Below are 15,737 nucleotides of genomic sequence, written 5' to 3' on the forward strand. Positions count from 1 at the left end.
GAGCCGCGGCCCCGCAGCCCCCGGCTCCCCGGAGGTCCCGCAGACGTGTCCGACACGCCCACCCCCGAGCTGCAGACCATGCCGCTCGGCCTGTACGACCTGGTCACCTACTCGATCGCCGGCGCGGGCCTCGCCCTGGTCGCCTACCTCCTCTACTCGTGGACCAGCCGGGACGAGGTCGGTGCCCGCTACCGCCCCGCCGTGGTCGCCGGCCTGTGCATCGCCGGCGTCGCCGCGCTGTCGTACCTGGTGCTGTACCTCGAGTGGGACACCGGCTTCGACCTGCGGGACGGCGTCCTCGTCCCCAACGCGGAGGCGCGCGCGACGCTGTACCCGCGCTACGCCGACTGGTCGGTGACCGTCCCGCTGCTGACCGCGGAGCTGCTGGCCGTCTGCTCGCTCACCGGGGCCCGGGCACGCACCCTGCGGTTCACCACGATGGCCGCGGCCTTCCTCATGATCCTCACCGGGTTCCTGGGCAGCCAGGTGCTGGCCCAGGGCCGCGACGTCGGCGCGCTGGTGCTGTGGGGCTGCATCAGCACCGTCTTCTACGCCTACCTGTACGTCGCGCTGATCGGCGCCGTCCGCGCCTCGACCGGCTCGATGAGCGTCGAGGCCGGGACCAGCCTGCGCAACGCGGCGATCGTGCTGCTGGCGACGTTCGGCGTCTACCCGCTGGTCTACGCGGTCCCGGTGTTCGTCGACGTCACGCCCGCCTGGCTCGCCGGCATGCAGGTGGCCTACTCCGCCGCCGACGTGCTGGCCAAGGTCGGCTTCGGCGTGCTGGTGCACAAGGTGGCCAAGCTGCGCACCGCCGAGGACGTCGCCGCAGGCGTCGACACGCACCCCGAGTCGGTGTGGGTGAGCAACGTGCACCAGAGCGAGGCCGTGCTGCCGGGCACGCAGGCCGAGCACCGCAGCACCCGCTTCGAGGACAACACCGTCGACGACGCCCCGGTGTTCGCCACGCACCCGGCCTACCCGCACGAGCACCACGAGGTCGAGCACCTGCCCGAGCGGGACCCCGGGAGCCGGGTCTCCGCCGGCCGGTACGGGGCGGCCTGGACGGCCGACCGGGCCTGACCGTGCCGTCGCCCGCCGGACCGCTCGCGGCTCCAGCACGGGCCGCCACCGCCGTCTCGCTGACCGCGGTGGCGGCGGTGGTGGCCGTCGAGGTCACCGTCGGCTGGGGGGACCTGGCCTGGCTGCCGCTGGTGGCCGGTCTGCTGCTGGGCCTCCCGCACGGGGCGGTCGACCACCTGGCGCCCGGCTCCCGGCTGCCGCGGCCGGCGCTGGTCGCCCTCGGCTACGCCGCCGTGGCCGCCGCCGGGTGGCTGCTGTTCCGGGCGGCGCCGGGGCCGGGGCTGCTGGTCTTCGTGCTCGTGGCGACCTGGCACTTCGGCACCGGGGAGACCGCCTTCGCCGACCTGCGGGCGGGCCGCCCGGTGCACCGGCAGGCGACGGCGTCGGCGGTGCTGGGCGCGCTGGTGCTGCTCGTCCCCCTGGCGCGCGGGACGCACGAGGCGGCGCCGGTCGTGGCCGCGGTCGTGCCCGGGAGCAGCGGCGTCCTGCCGGCCGCCGTCGTAACGACGGTGCTGGTCACGGTGCTCCCGGCGGCCGCCGCGCTGGCCGCGGAGCGGCTGCTGGCCGGGCGGTGGCTGGAGGCCGCCGAGGTCGCCGCCCTGCTGGTGCTCGTCCTCGTCGTCCCGCCGTTCGCGGCCTTCGGCGTGTGGTTCGGCTGCTGGCACGCCGTCCGCCACGTCGCCCGCCTCGTCGCCGCGGACCCGGCGGACGCGGACGACCTGGCCCGCGGCCGGCTCGGCGCCCCGCTGCGCCGGTTCGCCGCCGCCGCGGCGCTGCCGACCCTGGCGGTGCTCGCGGTGCTGGCGCTGCTGTGGCCGGCCGCGGGAGGCTGGCGCGGGTCCCTGGCCACCGCCCTGCCGGTCCTGGCGGCGCTCACGCTCCCGCACGCGCTCGTCGTTGCCCGGCTCGACCGGACGGCGCGCCGGGACCCGCCGCCCGGGACGGCGCCCGCCGCCCCGGCCCGACGCAGGGAACGGAGACCGACGTGACCGTCGCCGCCCAGATGCTCGACACCTACCCGGCCGACCTCGGCGGCATCGACCGCGAGCGGTTGACCGCCTGCATCGAGGCGTGCGTCGAGTGCGCGCAGGCGTGCACCGCGTGCGCCGACGCCTGCCTGTCCGAGGAGATGGTCGCCGAGCTCCGGAAGTGCATCCGCACGAACCTGGACTGCGCCGACGTCTGCGAGGCGACGGGGCGCGTGCTGTCCCGGCACACCGGGTACGACGCGAACCTCACCCGCACCGTCCTCGAGGCGTGCGCCGCCGCCTGCCGCGCCTGCGGCGACGAGTGCGCCTCCCACTCCGGGATGCACGAGCACTGCCGGGTCTGCGCGGAGTCCTGCCGGCGCTGCGAGCAGGCCTGCCGCGACCTGGTCGCCACCCTCGGCTGACCGGCCCGCGGGCGCATGGCAGCGTGTGCTCCCGTGGTGAACGTCCTCTCCATCCAGTCGCACGTCGCCTACGGCCACGTGGGCAACTCCTCGGCGGTCTTCCCGCTGCAGCGCCTCGGCGTCGAGGTCTGGCCGGTGCACACCGTCCAGTTCTCCAACCACACCGGCTACGGCGCGTGGACCGGGCGGGTGTTCGACGGCCAGGCGATCGAGGAGGTCGTCGACGGCATCGCCGACCGCGGCGTGCTGGGCACCGCCGACGCCGTCCTGTCCGGTTACCTCGGCTCGGCCGACATCGGCCACGCCGTGGTCGGCACGGTGGGGCGGGTGCGCGCGGCCAACCCCGACGCCGTGTACGCCTGCGACCCGGTCATCGGCGACGTCGGCCGCGGCGTGTTCGTGCGGCCGGGCATCGAGGAGTTCATGCGCGAGGTCGCCGTCCCGGCGGCCGACGTCGTCACCCCCAACCACTACGAGCTCGACCTGCTCGCGCGGACGACGACCCGCACGCTCGCCGAGGTGCAGGACGCCGTCGCCGCGGTGCAGGCGCTGGGCCCGCGGGTGGTGCTGACGACGTCGCTGGTCGCCGACGACACCCCCGACGACGCCGTCGACCTGCTCGCCTCCGAGGGCGGCCGCCACTTCCGCGTGCGCACGCCGCGGCTGTCGGTGTCGGTCAACGGCGCCGGCGACGCGATCGCGGCGCTGTTCCTCGCGCACTGGCTGGACACCCGCTCCGCCGGCGAGGCGCTCGGCCGGGCCGCGGCCAGCGTCTGGGGGCTGCTGCGGCGCACCGAGGAGGCCGGCTCGCGGGAGATCCTGCTGGTCGCCGCCCAGGACGAGTTCGTGTCCCCGTCGCGGACCTTCCCCGTCGACGAGGTCTGACGGAGGACCACCCCTCCTCTCACCCAGCGAGCGGGCCCGCACCGACCTAGCGTCCCCCCGTGGACCTGTTCCGGACGAAGTCGGTGGAGGCCGTCCGCGCGGACGCCGGGGACGACGAGGGGGCGCCCGACGGCGGCGGGCACCTGCGCAAGCGGCTGTCCGCGAGACACCTGGTCGGGTTCGGCATCGGCATCGTCATCGGCACCGGGATCTTCACGCTCACCGGCGTGACGGCGAAGAACAGCGCCGGCCCGGCGGTGGTGGTCTCCTTCGCCGTCGCCGGGCTGGTCGCCCTGCTGGCGGCGGTCTGCTACGCCGAGCTGGCCTCGGCCGTGCCGACGGCGGGGAGCGCGTACACCTACACCTACGCCACGGTCGGCGAGGTCGTCGCCTGGATCATCGGCTGGGACCTGTTCCTGGAGTTCGCCCTCGGCGCGGCCGTGGTCGCCCGCGGCTGGTCGGGCTACGTCGGCAACCTGCTGGACCTGCCGCCGTCGCTGTTCGGCGAGACCGCCACGGTGAACCTGGGCGCGGCGGCGATCGTCGTCGTCCTGACGCTCGTGGCGGTGCTGGGCATCCGCGAGTCGGCGCGGGTCACCGGCGTGCTGGTCGTCGTCAAGGTCGCCGTCTGCCTGTTCGTCATCCTGGCCGGGGTCTGGTTCGTCCGCGGCGCCAACCTCACCCCGTTCGTGCCGCCGTCGGAGCCGGCCGAGACCGGCAGCGGGCTGACCCGGCCGCTCATCGAGGTGATCGCCGGGCTGGAGCCGGTCGCGTTCGGCGTCGGCGGGGTGCTCACCGCGGCGGCCGTCGTCTTCTTCGCCTACACCGGCTTCGAGGCGGTGGCCAACCTGTCGGAGGAGACCCGGCGCCCGGCGCGGGACGTGCCGCTCGGCCTGCTCGGCACCCTCGGGCTGGCCACGGCGCTCTACGTGGGCGTCGCGTTCGTCGTCGTCGGGATGGTCGAGTACACCGACATCGACGAGGGCGCGCCGATCGCCGACGCGTTCGACCAGGTGGGGCTCGGCTGGGCGTCGTCGCTGGTGTCGATCGCCGCGGTGGCCGGGCTGACCTCGGTGATCCTGGTCGACCTGATCACCATCGGCCGGATCGGGTTCGCCATGGGCCGCGACGGGCTGCTGCCGCCGGCGGTGGCCCGGGTCAGCCCGCGCACCGGCGTCCCGGCGCGGGTCACGCTGCTGTTCGCCGTCCTGGTGCTGGTGCTGGCGACGTTCGTGCCGCTCGGGACGCTGGCCGACCTGGTCAGCATCGGCACCCTGTTCGCCTTCCTGCTGGTGGCGGTCGCGGTGCCGGTGCTGCGCCGCACCCGCCCGCAGCTCGAGCGGCCCTTCCGGGTGCCCTTCTCCCCCGTGCTGCCGGCCCTCGCCGCGCTGGCCTGCCTCTACCTGATGCTCAACCTGAGCATCGAGACGTGGCTGCGGTTCCTGGCCTGGCTCGCGCTCGGGATGCTGGTGTACGTGGCCTACGGCTACCGGCACTCCCGGGTCCGTCTGGCCGCACGGGAGCGGGCCGCCGAGCGTGCGTGACCGCCGGTCGGCGTGCCCGACACGCGTGCGACGGGCGGCCCGGGCGAGGACGATGGGCCCATGACCGCTGAGGACCGGGCGCGGGAGGCCGCCGAGCGCGCGGAGGCGGCCGGCCGGCGCACCCGCGAGCTGGCCGACCGGCTGCTCCGCCTGGACTCGGGCCAGGTCCCGTCCGAGCACGACGTCCGGGCGGCGCAGGAGGCGGCCGAGGACTCCGCCGTCCGCGCGGCGGCGGCCCACCACCGCGCCGCCGCGCGGCACGAGCACTCCTCGCAGCTGCACGAGCGCACGGCCCGGCTGCACGACGCCGCCGCCGACCGCGGCATCGGCGACGCCGCGGAGCACCGCCGCCAGGCGGCCCACCACCGCGACGAGGCCGAGGAGGACCGGCGGCAGGCGGCCGCCGACGCCGGGAAGGCCGGCCGGGAGTCCTCGCCGTGAGCACCGACCCGCTGCGCCCGCTGCCGGCCCCGCGCGTCGTCGACGACCTCGCCGAGCTCGCCGTCGCGCACGAGGAGCTGCGGGTCGCCGAGGAGGAGCTGCGCGCGCAGCAGGAGGAGATCGCCCGGCTGGTCGAGCGCTTCGACGGCGAGCGCCGGTGGCACGAGCACGTCGCCGCGGTCCTGCCGGTCGGACTGTTCGTGACCGACGGCGCGGGGAAGCTGGTGGAGGTCAACCCGGCGCTGGCCGCGCTCGTCGGGGTCTCCGTCGCCCGGCTCGCCGGCAAGCCGCTGACCGTCTACCTCGAGCCCCGGGACGTGCCCGGCCTCCGGTCCGCGCTGCGCGGGCTCGGGTCGGGGCAGGCCGCCGAGTACCGCGCCCCGGTCACCGTCCGCGGTCGCCGCGGCGCGAGCGCCGCGGGGCAGCTGTTCGGCGCGCCGGACGTGGTCGACCCGGAGGCGCTGCGGGCGCGGATCCGCTGGGTGCTGGTCACCGACGACAGCGGCATCCCCCTCGGTCCGACCGAGGTCCCCACCGGCGAGCCCGCCTCGCGCGACGGGGACGGCACGCCGGTCACCGTGGCCGAGGCGCTCACCCAGCTGACCCGGCTGGCCGGCACCGACGGGGACCGCCAACAGCTGCTCGGCCGGATGGCGGCGCTCACCCGGGCCGCCGTCCCGGCGGCGAGCTGGGTGAGCATCACCATCGGCTCCCCCGCGGCGCCGCGGTACCTGGGCAGCGACTCCACGGTCGCCCAGGAGGCCGACGCCCGGCAGATGCGGGCCGAGGAGGGACCGTGCCTGGACGCCGCGGCCACCGGCGAGGTCGTCGCCACCGGCGACCTGCGCGCCGATCCCCGCTGGCCGGCGCTGGCCCGGCTGGCCGCGGTCGGCCCGGTGCGCAGCGTCCTCGCGGTGCCGCTGGCGCTGACGGGCGAGCCGACCGGCGTGCTGAACGTCTACTCGTCCCGGGCGGACGCCTTCGGGCCGGCGGACCGGCGGATCGCCGAGCTGGTGGCGGTGGCCCTCGCGGCCGTGCTGCAGGAGGTCGGCGAGCGGGAGGCGCTGCGCCGGCTCACCGCCAACCTCGAGCAGGCGCTGGCGTCGCGGGCGGTCATCGACCAGGCCAAGGGCGTGCTCATGGGCCGGCTCGGCGTCGACGCCGACGACGCGTTCGCCCGGCTGGTCACCCTCAGCAACCGGCTCAACGTCAAGGTCCGCGACCTCGCCCAGCTCGTGGTCGAGGGACACGCCGACGAGGTCATCGCCGCCGCACTGATCAGTCGACGGGGTCCATGAGGACGACGGCGCCGCCGCTCTGCCCGGCGCGGGGCGCGAAGGCGCTCACCGTGACCCGGACCTGCACCGGCCGCCCGCGCCGGTTGACCGCGCGCAGCTCGACGGTCTCGTGGGAGGGCCCCTCACCGGCCACCTGCCGGCGCAGCAGCGGGTGCAGGCTCGACACGGGCAGGCCGATGTCGAGGTTGAGCAGGTACTGGCCGCTGACCTCGTCCTGGCGCAGGCCCCACAGGTCCTCGGCCGCGGCGTTCCACGCCAGCACCCGCAGGTCCCGGTCCACGACGACGACGCCGGCGCGGAAGCTGGAGAGCACGCCGCTCATGAACTCGTTGAGCGTGGCGACCTCGTCGGTGCTGGCGCGCAGCTCCTCGTTGGCCGTGTGGAGCTCGTCGTTCATCGACTGGAGCTCCTCGTTCATCGTCTCCAGCTCCTCGTTGGTCGACTGGAGCTCCTCGTTGGTGGTCTCCAGCTCCTCGACCGTCGACTGCAGCTCCTCGTTGGTGGTCTCCAGCTCCTCGTTGGTCGACTGCAGCTCCTCGTAGGCCGTCTCCAGCTGCCGGTTGGCGTACTCCAGCTCCCGCTGCAGCCGCCGGTAGGGGGTGACGTCCTCGAACACGACCGTGACGCCGAGCGGGCTGCCGTCCTCGCGGGACAGGGGCACCACCTGGACGTCGAAGACGAGGGCCTCCGTGCCCGCCTGGTGCCGCTCCACGCCGCGCAGCCACACGGCGCGCCGGCCGCTCACCGCCTCGGCGATCGCGCCGCGCAGCTCGACCGGGCGGTAGGACACCTCGAGGTCCTGGAACGGCCGGCCGACGTCGCGCTCGTCGACGTGGAACAGCCGCTGGGCGTGGTGGTTGACCAGGGCCAGCCGGCCGTCGGTGTCGAGGACCAGCTGCGCGCCCGGGGAGGCGAGCATCGCCTGGCGCCGCAGCCGGGACAGGTCGCCGATCCCGCCGTCGAGGTCGCTGCGAGTGACGGCCGGGACCGCCCGGTGCTCTGCCTGCCCCCCGCCGTCGCGCTTCCGGAAGAACCGGCGGGTGAGGTCGACCGGGACGAACAGCTGGGCGTGCGAGAGCAGCATCTCGGCCTTGCCGAGGAAGAGCAGCCCGTGCGGGGCGAGCGCGAAGTGCAGCCGGCCGAGGATGCGGTTCTGGGTCTCCGCGTTGAAGTACATGAGCGTGTTGCGGCACAGCAGCAGGTCCACGTGCGAGATCGGCGCGTCCTGCACGAGGTCGTTGCGGCCGAAGATGACCGAGCGCCGCAGGTCCTTGCGGAAGGCGAACCGGGTGCCCTCCTGGGTGAAGTACCGCTCCACCTGCTCGGGGGTCAGGCCCGCCATCTCGCGCTCGGTGAACAGCGCCTGGCGGGCCTGGGCCAGCGCCTCCTCGTCGACGTCGGTGGCGTAGATCTTCACCCGCTCGCGGAACTCGTCGATGCCGAGCGCCTCGGCCAGCAGGATCGCCAGGCTGTAGGCCTCCTGGCCCGACGCGCAGCCGGCGCTCCACACCCGGATCCGCGGGCCGGCGGAGGCCAGCAGGCCCGGCAGCAGCTGGTCGCGCAGGTGGTCCCAGGCCGGGCGGTCGCGGAAGAAGCTCGTGACGTTGATGAGGATCGTGTTGAACAGCGGCGCGAACTCGTCGGGGTGGACCTCGAGGAAGTCCTGGTACTCGGCGACCGACGTCGTGCCGACCTCGGCCATGCGCCGGCGCACCCGGCGGACCAGGCTGGGCCGCTTGTAGCCGGTGAAGTCGAAGCCGCGCCGCTCGCGCAGGTACACCAGCAGCGACTCGAAGTCGGGGTCGATGCCGGCCGCGGCGTCGACGAAGGCGGCGGCCTCGGTGTCGTCGGGCTCGGTGTCGTCGGGCTCGGCGTCGTCGACCAGCAGGTCGTCGTCCTCCGCCGCGTCGCGGGCGGGCAGGTCGTCGCTCGTCACGTCGCCTCCGCCCGGGTCGGAGGTCGTCCCGTCGTCGGTCACCAGGTCCCCGTCCCGCCGTCTCTGCTCGGCCACGGGTCAGGCCCCCGCCGCGCCCGTGGCGGGGTCGCCGAGCTCGTCGTCGACCTGGTCCGGGACGCCCTCGCCGTTCAGCGCACCGCGCTCGAGCAGGTTCCGCAGCAGCGCGGCGGCCCCCAGCGCCTCGTCGTGCCGGCGCCGGAAGGCGAGCGCGCTGTGCCGGTGTCCGCCGTCCTCCGCGCGCAGGCCCATGCGCAGGCTCAGCGCCGCCCGCTCCTCCAGGCCGCGCAGCGCCATCCACAGCGCGCCCTCCAGCGCCTGCGCCTGCTCGGCGGCCAGCGCCTCGGGCGACCAGGCGTGGCCGACGCGGCACCGGTACCGCTCCATGCCGCCCTCGCTGATCGAGAACAGCGCACCGTGGCAGCTGGGGCAGCCGAAGCCCGACGGCGTCCCCGGCCGCGCGTCCTCGTCCATCGCCTCGCCGTCGAGTCGGGCCATCTCCGTCTCCGTCGTCATGAGGGGGGTGGGTGCCGGGGCGACGGCGTCGACCTCCTCGCGCACCAGCCGGTCCAGCAGCCGGGGCAGCTCGGCGAGTGCGGCGACGTGGTCGGCCCCGCCGACCTCCACCGCGTGCAGCGGCATGCTCGGGTAGAGGGCCTCCCCCGGGTCCTGCGCGACGGTCGCCCCGCCCCGGGCGCGGACGGCGATCGTGCCCGCGGTGCCGTCGTCGAGCGCGCCGGACAGGACGACCGAGACCACCCGGGGGCCGTGCGCGCGGGCGGCCGAGCGGAACAGGACGTCGACCGCCGGCCGGCAGCCGTTCTCGCGCGGTCCCCGGGAGAGCTGCACGTGGCCGTCGGCCACCATCAGGTGCCGGTCCGGCACGGCGACGACGACCGTGCCGGGCTCCAGCCGCATCCCGTCCTCGGCCGCGGACACCCGCAGCGCCGACACCCGCGCGAGGATGGCCGGCAGCGCGCTGCGCCCGCTGGAGGGCATGTGCAGCACCACCAGGACCGCCGCGGGCAGGTCCCGCGGGAGGCCGGCGAGCAGGTCGCGCAGTGCCTCGACGCCGCCGGCCGAGGCGCCGATCACCACCAGGTCGCGGTGCATCCGGTACCGCCTCCTCCGTGCCGGACGCCCTCCTGGCTCACGGGGGCGTCAACGGAACCGTAGTTGCCTCCCGGCCGGCTGACCGCGTGGCGTGCGCGGGTCGCCCGCGAGGATGTCGTCATGGACCTCAACGCCGACCTCGGGGAGTCCTTCGGTGCGTGGACCCTCGGCGACGACGCCGCGATGCTGCAGGTGGTGACCAGCGCGAACGTCGCCTGCGGCTTCCACGCCGGCGACCCGCTGACGCTGCGGCGGGTGTGCGCGCAGGCCGCGGACGCCGGCGTCGCGATCGGGGCGCAGGTGTCCTACCGGGACCTCGCCGGCTTCGGCCGCCGGTTCCTCGACGCCGCGCCCGACGAGCTCGCCGCCGACGTGCTCTACCAGCTCGGCGCGCTCGACGGCCTGGCGCGGGTGGCGGGGACGCGGGTGCGCTACGTCAAGCCGCACGGGGCGCTGTACAACGCGGTCGTCGCGCACGAGGAGCAGGCCGCGGCCGTGGTGTCCGCCGTCGCCGCGTACGACAGGTCGCTGCCCGTGCTGGGGCTGCCGGGCTCGGCGTTCCTGCGGCTGGCCGGCGAGGCGGGGCTGCCCACGGTGGCCGAGGCGTTCGCCGACCGCGCCTACACCCCGGCCGGCACGCTGGTCCCCCGCCGGCAGCCGGGTGCGGTGCTCACCGACGCCGGCGAGATCGCCCGGCGGTGCGTGGCGATGGCCGCCGGGGAGCCGGTGACCGACGTCGACGGCGGTCCGCTGGTGCTGGCGCCGGACTCGATCTGCGTGCACGGCGACACCCCGGGCGCGGTGGCGATCGCCCGGGAGGTGCGGGCGGCGCTCACCGGCGCCGGCGTCGCGCTGGCGCCGTTCGCCTGATGCGCGTCCTGCCGAGCGGGTCGTCCGCGCTGCTGGTGGAGCTCGACGACCTCGACGCCGTCCTCGGCTTCTCCGCCGCGCTGCGCGACCGGGCGCTGCCCGGCGTCGTCGACGTCGTCCCGGCCGCGCGGACGGTGCTGGTGGTGGCCGACGGCGACCTCGCCGACGTGCGGGCCGCGCTCGAGCGGCTGCCGTGGCGGCCCGGCCGGGCGGGCACCGGCGAGCGGGTCGAGCTGCCGGTCCGCTACGACGGCGCCGACCTCGCCGACGTCGCGGAGCTGCTGGGCACCGACCCCGACGGCGTCGTCGCGGCGCACAGCGGGCGGGAGTGGACCGTGGCGTTCTGCGGCTTCTCGCCGGGGTTCGGCTACTGCGTCCCCGACGGGCCGCCCTGGGACGTGCCGCGGCTGGCCACCCCGCGCACCCGGGTGCCGGCCGGGTCGGTGGGCCTGGCCGGCGGGTTCACCGGGGTCTACCCGAGCGCGTCGCCGGGCGGGTGGCGGCTGGTCGGGCGCACCGACGTCGCGGTGTTCGACCTGTCCCGCGACCCGGCCGCGCTGCTGCGCCCGGGCGTGCGGGTGCGGTTCGTGCCGTGCTGACCGTGCTGTCCCCCGGCCCGCTGACCACGGTGCAGGACCGCGGCCGGCCCGGGCTCGGCGGGATCGGCGTGGGCCGGTCGGGGGCCGCCGACCGCGCCGCGGCCGCGCTGGCGAACCGGCTGGTGGGCAACGACCCCGCGGCCGCGGTGCTGGAGGTGACCCTCGGCGGGCTGGTGGTGCGCGCCGGGGCGGACCTGCTCGTCGTCACCACGGGCGCGCGGTGCCCGGGGTCGCCGGTGCACGCCGCACCCGGCCTGCTCCGCGCCGGGGCGGCCCTGGCGCTCGGGACGCCGGCCGCCGGGCTGCGGACCTACCTCGCCGTCCGCGGCGGGATCGCCGTCCCGCCGGTGCTGGGCTCGCGGTCCACCGACGTGCTCTCCGGCCTCGGGCCGGCGCCGCTGCGCGCCGGGGACGTCCTGCCGGCCGGGGACGCCGCCGGCCCGCTGCCCGGCGTCGACCTCGCGCCGGTCGCCGACCCGCCCGCCGGGGAGGTGACCGTGCGGCTGCTGCCCGGCCCGCGCGCCGACTGGCTGACGGGGGCGGCGCTGGACGCGCTCGGCTCGGCCGCGTGGACGGTCACCGCGCAGAGCAACCGGGTGGGGCTGCGGCTGGCCGGCCCGCGGCTGGACCGCGCGGTCGGGGGCGAGCTGGCCAGCGAGGGGCTGGTCCGCGGCGCGGTGCAGGTGCCGCCGTCGGGGCAGCCGGTGCTGTTCCTCGCCGACGCGCCGGTGACCGGCGGCTACCCGGTGGCCGGCTACGTCGCCGACGGCGACGTCGACCGCTGCGCGCAGCTGCGCCCGGGGCAGTCGCTGCGGCTCCGGCGCTAGGCGCGCAGCAGCGTGACGTCGACGGTCAGGGTGCGGAAGGGGTTGGGCAGGCCGAGGGCGGCGGCGCGCCCGGCGTCGTCGACCTCGGGCACGTCCCGGACGAGGCTCTCCTTGACCCCGAACACCGCGTCGGAGTCGAGGTAGGGGCTGTCGGCGACGAACACGTGCGTGGTCACCGGCCGGTACCCCGGCGCCGCGGCGATGACGTGCAGGTGCGCGGGCCGGTTGGGGTGCCGGCCGGTGGCGGCGAGCAGCTGCCCGACCGGGCCGTCGTCGGGGATGGGGTACCAGCGCGGGACGACCGAGCGGAACCAGAAGCGGCCGTCCTCGCCGGCGGTGAAGAGCCCGCGCAGGTTGCCCGGCGGCTGCACGTCCGGCTGCTGGACGTCGTAGAAGCCGTCCGCGTTGGCCTGCCAGACGTCGACGGTGGCGCCGGCCAGCGGCTCGCCGTCCGGGCCGGTGACCCGCCCCGAGACCAGGCACGGGGCGCCCTTGCCGTCGAGGGCGATGTCGTCGCCGAGCTGCCGCTCCGGCGACTCGACCTGGTGGAAGGGGCCGAGCACGGTGGACTCGGTGCCGGTGCCGCCGCTGCGGTGGTTGATCGTCTCCACGAGCATCGAGACGCCGAGGACGTCGGAGAGCAGGACGAACTCCTGCCGCACGGCGTCGCTGGTGTGGCCGGTGCGGGTGAGGAAGTCGATCGCCGCGGCCCACTCCTCCTCGGTCAGCTCGACGTCCTTGACGAAGGCGTGCAGGTGACGGACCAGCGACGTCACCACCTGCCGCAGCCGGGGGTCCGGGGTGCCCGCGAAGCTGGCGGCGACGACGTCGGCCGAGCGCTCCTCGCTGAACAGCTCGTGCATGCCGGCCACTCTCCCGGGGCCGTGCACCTGCGCGGAAGTGCACGGCCCCGGGCGCTCAGAACGGGTAGGCGGGCAGGTCGCCGCGCAGGGTGACCCACTGGGTCTCGGTGAACGCCTCGATGTTGGCCTGCGGCCCGCCGTGCCGGGAGCCGGTGCCGGACGCGCCGACGCCGCCGAACGGGGCGACCGCCTCGTCGTTGACCGTCTGGTCGTTGATGTGCACGAGCCCGGACGGGATGCGCTCGGCGAGCTCGAGGCCGGCGTAGACGTCGCGGGTGAGGATGCCGAGGCTCAGGCCGTACTCGGTGCCGGCGGCGAGCCCGGCGACCTCGTCGAGGCTGGAGAACGGCGTCACCGGGGCGACCGGCCCGAAGATCTCCTCCTGGTAGGCCGGGTGGTCGATCGCGACGCCGCCGAGGACGGTCGGCCGGTAGAACAGCCCCTCGTAGGTGCCGCCGGTGCGCACGGTGGCGCCCCGCTCGACGCTGGCGGTGACCAGGCCGTGCACGCGGTCGCGCTGCCCGGCGTCGATGAGCGGGCCGAGCGCCACCTGCTCGCGGAACGGGTCGCCGACCGGCAGCTTCTCGACCTTCTCGGTGAGGACGGCGGTGTACTCCTCGGCGATCGACTCGTGCACCAGGTGGCGGCTGGTGGCCATGCAGATCTGGCCCTGGTGGCTGAACGTGCCCCAGGCGCCGACGCTGGCCGCCGCGGTGACGTCGACGTCGGGCAGCACGATCAGCGCGGAGTTGCCGCCGAGCTCCAGGTGCGCGCGCTTGAGGTGCTGCCCGGCGAGCGCGCCGACGGCCCGGCCGGCCCTCGTCGAACCGGTGAAGGCGATGACCCGCACCTGCGGCGCGGTGACCAGCGCCTCGCCGACGTCGGCGCCGCCGGGCAGGACCTGGAAGACGCCGGCCGGCAGCCCGGCCTCCTCGAAGACGCGGGCGAAGACGGCGCCGCCGGAGACGGCCGTGCGCGGGTCGGGCTTGAGGACGACGGCGTTGCCGAGCGCCAGCGCCGGGGCGATCGCGCGGATCGCGAGGATGGTCGGCACGTTGAACGGCGCGATGACGCCGACGACGCCGGCCGGGACGCGGCGGGCGAAGCTCAGCCGCGGGGCGCCGGTGCGCAGCAGTTCCCCGTAGGGGTGGCTCGGCAGGGCGGAGGCCTCGTAGCACTCCTGGGCGCTGGTGTGGACCTGGAAGTCGCCGAACGGCTGGATCGCGCCGGACTCGCGGGCCAGCCAGCCCTTGATCTCGTCGGCGGCGTCCTCGAGCACCTGGCCGGCCCGGCGCAGGACCCGCGCGCGCTCCTCGAACGGGGCGGCGGCCCAGGCGCGCTGGGCTGCCGCCGCCCGCTCGGCTGCCGCGTGGACGTCCTCGGGAGTCGCCTTCCCCACCGGCGCGATGACGTCACCGGTGGCCGGCTCCACCGCGTCGTACGTGCCGCCGGACCCGTCGGTCCAGGCGCCGGTCCAGACCTTGCCCTGCCACGCGCCGTCGTCCAGGAGTGCCACGTCGTCCCTCTCTCGTCCTGCTGATGGTCCCGCTGCTTCCCGTTGCGCCTGCGATCCTGGCGGAGGTGTCCCGTGACCGCCGCGCAAGGGGTCGGCGAGGTCTGTGGACGGACCGCTGACCTGGGGATTCAGGGTGCAGGCGGTCGTCGGACCCCGTAAACTTCGATCATGTGTTCGGGTGGACTGTGCAGTGGTGACGTCCTCGACGACGTCGCCACGCTGGTCGCCGAGCGCAACCGGATCGACGCCCGCCTCGCCCGCGCGGTCCGTGCCGCGGAGCTGTCCCAGGCGCCGGAGCGCGACGGCCTGACGTCGATGACCTCGTGGCTGCGCGGCCACTGCCGGCTGTCGACGGCGGAGGCGTCGCGCCTGGTGCGCACCGGGCGGGCGCTGGAGCACCTGCCCGCCCTCGCCGAGGCGCACGACGCCGGTCTCGTGTCCGCCGAGCAGGTCACCGTCGCGACACGGGCGGTGACCCCCGAACGCCTCACCGCCGCCGCGGCCGCCGGGGTGGACCTGGCGGTGATCGACGTGGCGTTCACCGGCGTGGCGGTCGAGCAGTCGCACGCCGACCTGGTCCAGGTGGTGCAGCACTACTGCAACGCCCTCGATCCCGACGGGCTCGAGCCCGATCCGACCGAGGGGCGGTCGTTGACGCTGGCCCGGCACGCCGACGGGTCGCTGTCCTTCCGCGGGCACCTGGACGCGGTCGGCGGGGAGAGGCTGCAGACCGCGCTGGAGGCGCACGTGCAGGCCGACCGCCCCGCCGGCGACGAGCGCACCCGCGCCCAGCGCCTCGGCGACGCGCTGGTGCAGGTCGCCGACAACGCCCTGGCCGCCGGCTCGCTGCCGCAGCTGCGCGGCCACAAGCCGCAGATCGCCGTCGTCATCGACGTGGAGGACCTGGTCGATCCGGCCGGGCGGCCGAACGCCGGGCGGATGGGCTTCGGCGCCACCATCTCCGCCGCGAGAGCCCGCTGGCTGGCCTGCGACGGCGCCATCTCCCGCGTGGTGTTCGGCCCCGACGGCGCACCCCTGGACCTCGGCCGGGAGCGGCGGCTGATGAGCCGCCACATCCGCCGCGCCGCCGAACTGCGCGACGGCGGGTGCGTGTTCGCCGGCTGCGGCGCCCCGACCTGGTGGTGCGATGTCCACCACCTGGTCCACTGGATCGACGGTGGCGAGACGTCACTGGAGAACTCGGCGCTGCTCTGCGAGCGCCACCACACCAAGGTCCACCACGGCTTCCGCGTGGAACGACAACCCACCGGGACCTGGCGCACCTGGCGGCCCGACGGCACCGAGATCACCACCCCGGCACCACTGCTGGCGCCCGCCGCCTGAGCGCGCC

The 15,737-nt window shown here is 76.1% G+C and carries 15 protein-coding genes; 11 read left to right on the forward strand and 4 right to left on the reverse strand.

Translation table 11 applies throughout. From position 1 onward, the window contains the following. Positions 1-45 precede the first annotated feature (45 nt). From ACI79Z_RS14910 to ACI79Z_RS14940, 7 genes are read left to right on the forward strand one after another with little or no spacing between them, the layout of a single operon-like run. Positions 46-1,083: a bacteriorhodopsin gene (locus tag ACI79Z_RS14910; protein WP_456903066.1), complete on the forward strand. Its 1,038-nt coding sequence runs from the start codon at positions 46-48 to the stop codon at positions 1,081-1,083. A 2-nt stretch (positions 1,084-1,085) separates the two neighbouring features. Further along, positions 1,086-2,072: a beta-carotene 15,15'-dioxygenase, Brp/Blh family gene (locus ACI79Z_RS14915; RefSeq protein ID WP_456903067.1), complete on the forward strand. Its 987-nt coding sequence runs from the start codon at positions 1,086-1,088 to the stop codon at positions 2,070-2,072. Then, a complete protein-coding gene (locus tag ACI79Z_RS14920) occupies positions 2,069-2,476 on the forward strand; it encodes a four-helix bundle copper-binding protein (RefSeq protein ID WP_456903068.1) in 408 nt (135 codons plus the stop codon). Before ACI79Z_RS14915 ends, ACI79Z_RS14920 begins: the two co-directional genes overlap by 4 nt. A gap of 36 nt (positions 2,477-2,512) precedes the next feature. Next, a complete protein-coding gene (pdxY, locus tag ACI79Z_RS14925; protein ID WP_456903069.1) occupies positions 2,513-3,361 on the forward strand; it encodes a pyridoxal kinase PdxY in 849 nt (282 codons plus the stop codon). A 59-nt stretch (positions 3,362-3,420) separates the two neighbouring features. Then, the gene (locus ACI79Z_RS14930; RefSeq protein ID WP_456903070.1) at positions 3,421-4,905 is read left to right on the forward strand and encodes an amino acid permease; all 1,485 of its coding nucleotides are present in this window, start codon (positions 3,421-3,423) and stop codon (positions 4,903-4,905) included. A 60-nt stretch (positions 4,906-4,965) separates the two neighbouring features. Next, positions 4,966-5,346 carry a hypothetical protein gene (locus tag ACI79Z_RS14935; RefSeq protein ID WP_456903071.1) on the forward strand — a complete coding sequence of 127 codons (381 nt, stop codon included), beginning with the start codon at positions 4,966-4,968 and terminating at the stop codon, positions 5,344-5,346. Next, positions 5,343-6,644, forward strand: coding sequence for an ANTAR domain-containing protein (locus tag ACI79Z_RS14940; RefSeq protein ID WP_456903072.1), 1,302 nt, complete (start codon positions 5,343-5,345; stop codon positions 6,642-6,644). The genes ACI79Z_RS14935 and ACI79Z_RS14940 overlap by 4 nt, the downstream gene beginning before the upstream one ends. On the opposite strand, the gene ACI79Z_RS14945 is transcribed toward ACI79Z_RS14940, so the two are convergent. Further along, complete coding sequence (locus ACI79Z_RS14945; RefSeq protein ID WP_456903073.1) at positions 6,625-8,580, reverse strand: CheR family methyltransferase; 1,956 nt, start codon at positions 8,578-8,580, stop codon at positions 6,625-6,627. The genes ACI79Z_RS14940 and ACI79Z_RS14945 overlap by 20 nt on opposite strands. A 78-nt stretch (positions 8,581-8,658) precedes the next feature. Then, positions 8,659-9,711, reverse strand: a complete 1,053-nt coding sequence (locus ACI79Z_RS14950; protein WP_387990025.1) for a chemotaxis protein CheB — start codon at positions 9,709-9,711, stop codon at positions 8,659-8,661. 120 nt (positions 9,712-9,831) lie between these two features. On the opposite strand from ACI79Z_RS14950, the gene ACI79Z_RS14955 reads away from it, so the two are divergent. From ACI79Z_RS14955 to ACI79Z_RS14965, 3 genes are read left to right on the forward strand one after another with little or no spacing between them, the layout of a single operon-like run. Continuing rightward, complete coding sequence (locus tag ACI79Z_RS14955) at positions 9,832-10,581, forward strand: LamB/YcsF family protein (protein ID WP_387990022.1); 750 nt, start codon at positions 9,832-9,834, stop codon at positions 10,579-10,581. Further along, positions 10,581-11,180: a 5-oxoprolinase subunit B family protein gene (locus tag ACI79Z_RS14960; RefSeq protein ID WP_456903074.1), complete on the forward strand. Its 600-nt coding sequence runs from the start codon at positions 10,581-10,583 to the stop codon at positions 11,178-11,180. The genes ACI79Z_RS14955 and ACI79Z_RS14960 overlap by 1 nt, the downstream gene beginning before the upstream one ends. After that, positions 11,174-12,007 (forward strand): 5-oxoprolinase subunit C family protein, encoded by an 834-nt coding sequence (locus ACI79Z_RS14965; RefSeq protein WP_387990016.1) that lies wholly within the window; start codon positions 11,174-11,176, stop codon positions 12,005-12,007. Before ACI79Z_RS14960 ends, ACI79Z_RS14965 begins: the two co-directional genes overlap by 7 nt. On the opposite strand, the gene ACI79Z_RS14970 is transcribed toward ACI79Z_RS14965, so the two are convergent. Both ACI79Z_RS14970 and ACI79Z_RS14975 read right to left on the reverse strand, forming a co-directional pair. Continuing rightward, on the reverse strand, positions 12,004-12,870 hold the full coding sequence (locus ACI79Z_RS14970; protein WP_456903075.1) for an intradiol ring-cleavage dioxygenase: 867 nt from the start codon (positions 12,868-12,870) through the stop codon (positions 12,004-12,006). The genes ACI79Z_RS14965 and ACI79Z_RS14970 overlap by 4 nt on opposite strands. 55 nt (positions 12,871-12,925) lie before the next feature. After that, positions 12,926-14,386, reverse strand: a complete 1,461-nt coding sequence (locus ACI79Z_RS14975) for a benzaldehyde dehydrogenase (protein WP_387990010.1) — start codon at positions 14,384-14,386, stop codon at positions 12,926-12,928. A 168-nt stretch (positions 14,387-14,554) separates the two neighbouring features. Here ACI79Z_RS14975 and ACI79Z_RS14980 point away from each other — a divergent pair, with 168 nt between their 5' ends. Further along, positions 14,555-15,730 carry a DUF222 domain-containing protein gene (locus ACI79Z_RS14980; protein WP_456903076.1) on the forward strand — a complete coding sequence of 392 codons (1,176 nt, stop codon included), beginning with the start codon at positions 14,555-14,557 and terminating at the stop codon, positions 15,728-15,730. The last annotated feature ends 7 nt before the right edge of the window (positions 15,731-15,737 follow it).

The sequence above is a fragment of the Geodermatophilus sp. SYSU D00663 genome, assembly GCF_054050655.1.

Coding starts and splice junctions, on each gene's coding strand:
- ACI79Z_RS14935 (WP_456903071.1), top strand. CDS start 4,966: ATGACCGCTGAGGACCGGGCGCGGGAGGCCGCCGAGCGCGCGGAGGCG.
- ACI79Z_RS14950 (WP_387990025.1), bottom strand. CDS start 9,711: ATGCACCGCGACCTGGTGGTGATCGGCGCCTCGGCCGGCGGCGTCGAG.
- ACI79Z_RS14955 (WP_387990022.1), top strand. CDS start 9,832: ATGGACCTCAACGCCGACCTCGGGGAGTCCTTCGGTGCGTGGACCCTC.
- ACI79Z_RS14960 (WP_456903074.1), top strand. CDS start 10,581: ATGCGCGTCCTGCCGAGCGGGTCGTCCGCGCTGCTGGTGGAGCTCGAC.
- ACI79Z_RS14970 (WP_456903075.1), bottom strand. CDS start 12,870: ATGCACGAGCTGTTCAGCGAGGAGCGCTCGGCCGACGTCGTCGCCGCC.
- ACI79Z_RS14980 (WP_456903076.1), top strand. CDS start 14,555: ATGTGTTCGGGTGGACTGTGCAGTGGTGACGTCCTCGACGACGTCGCC.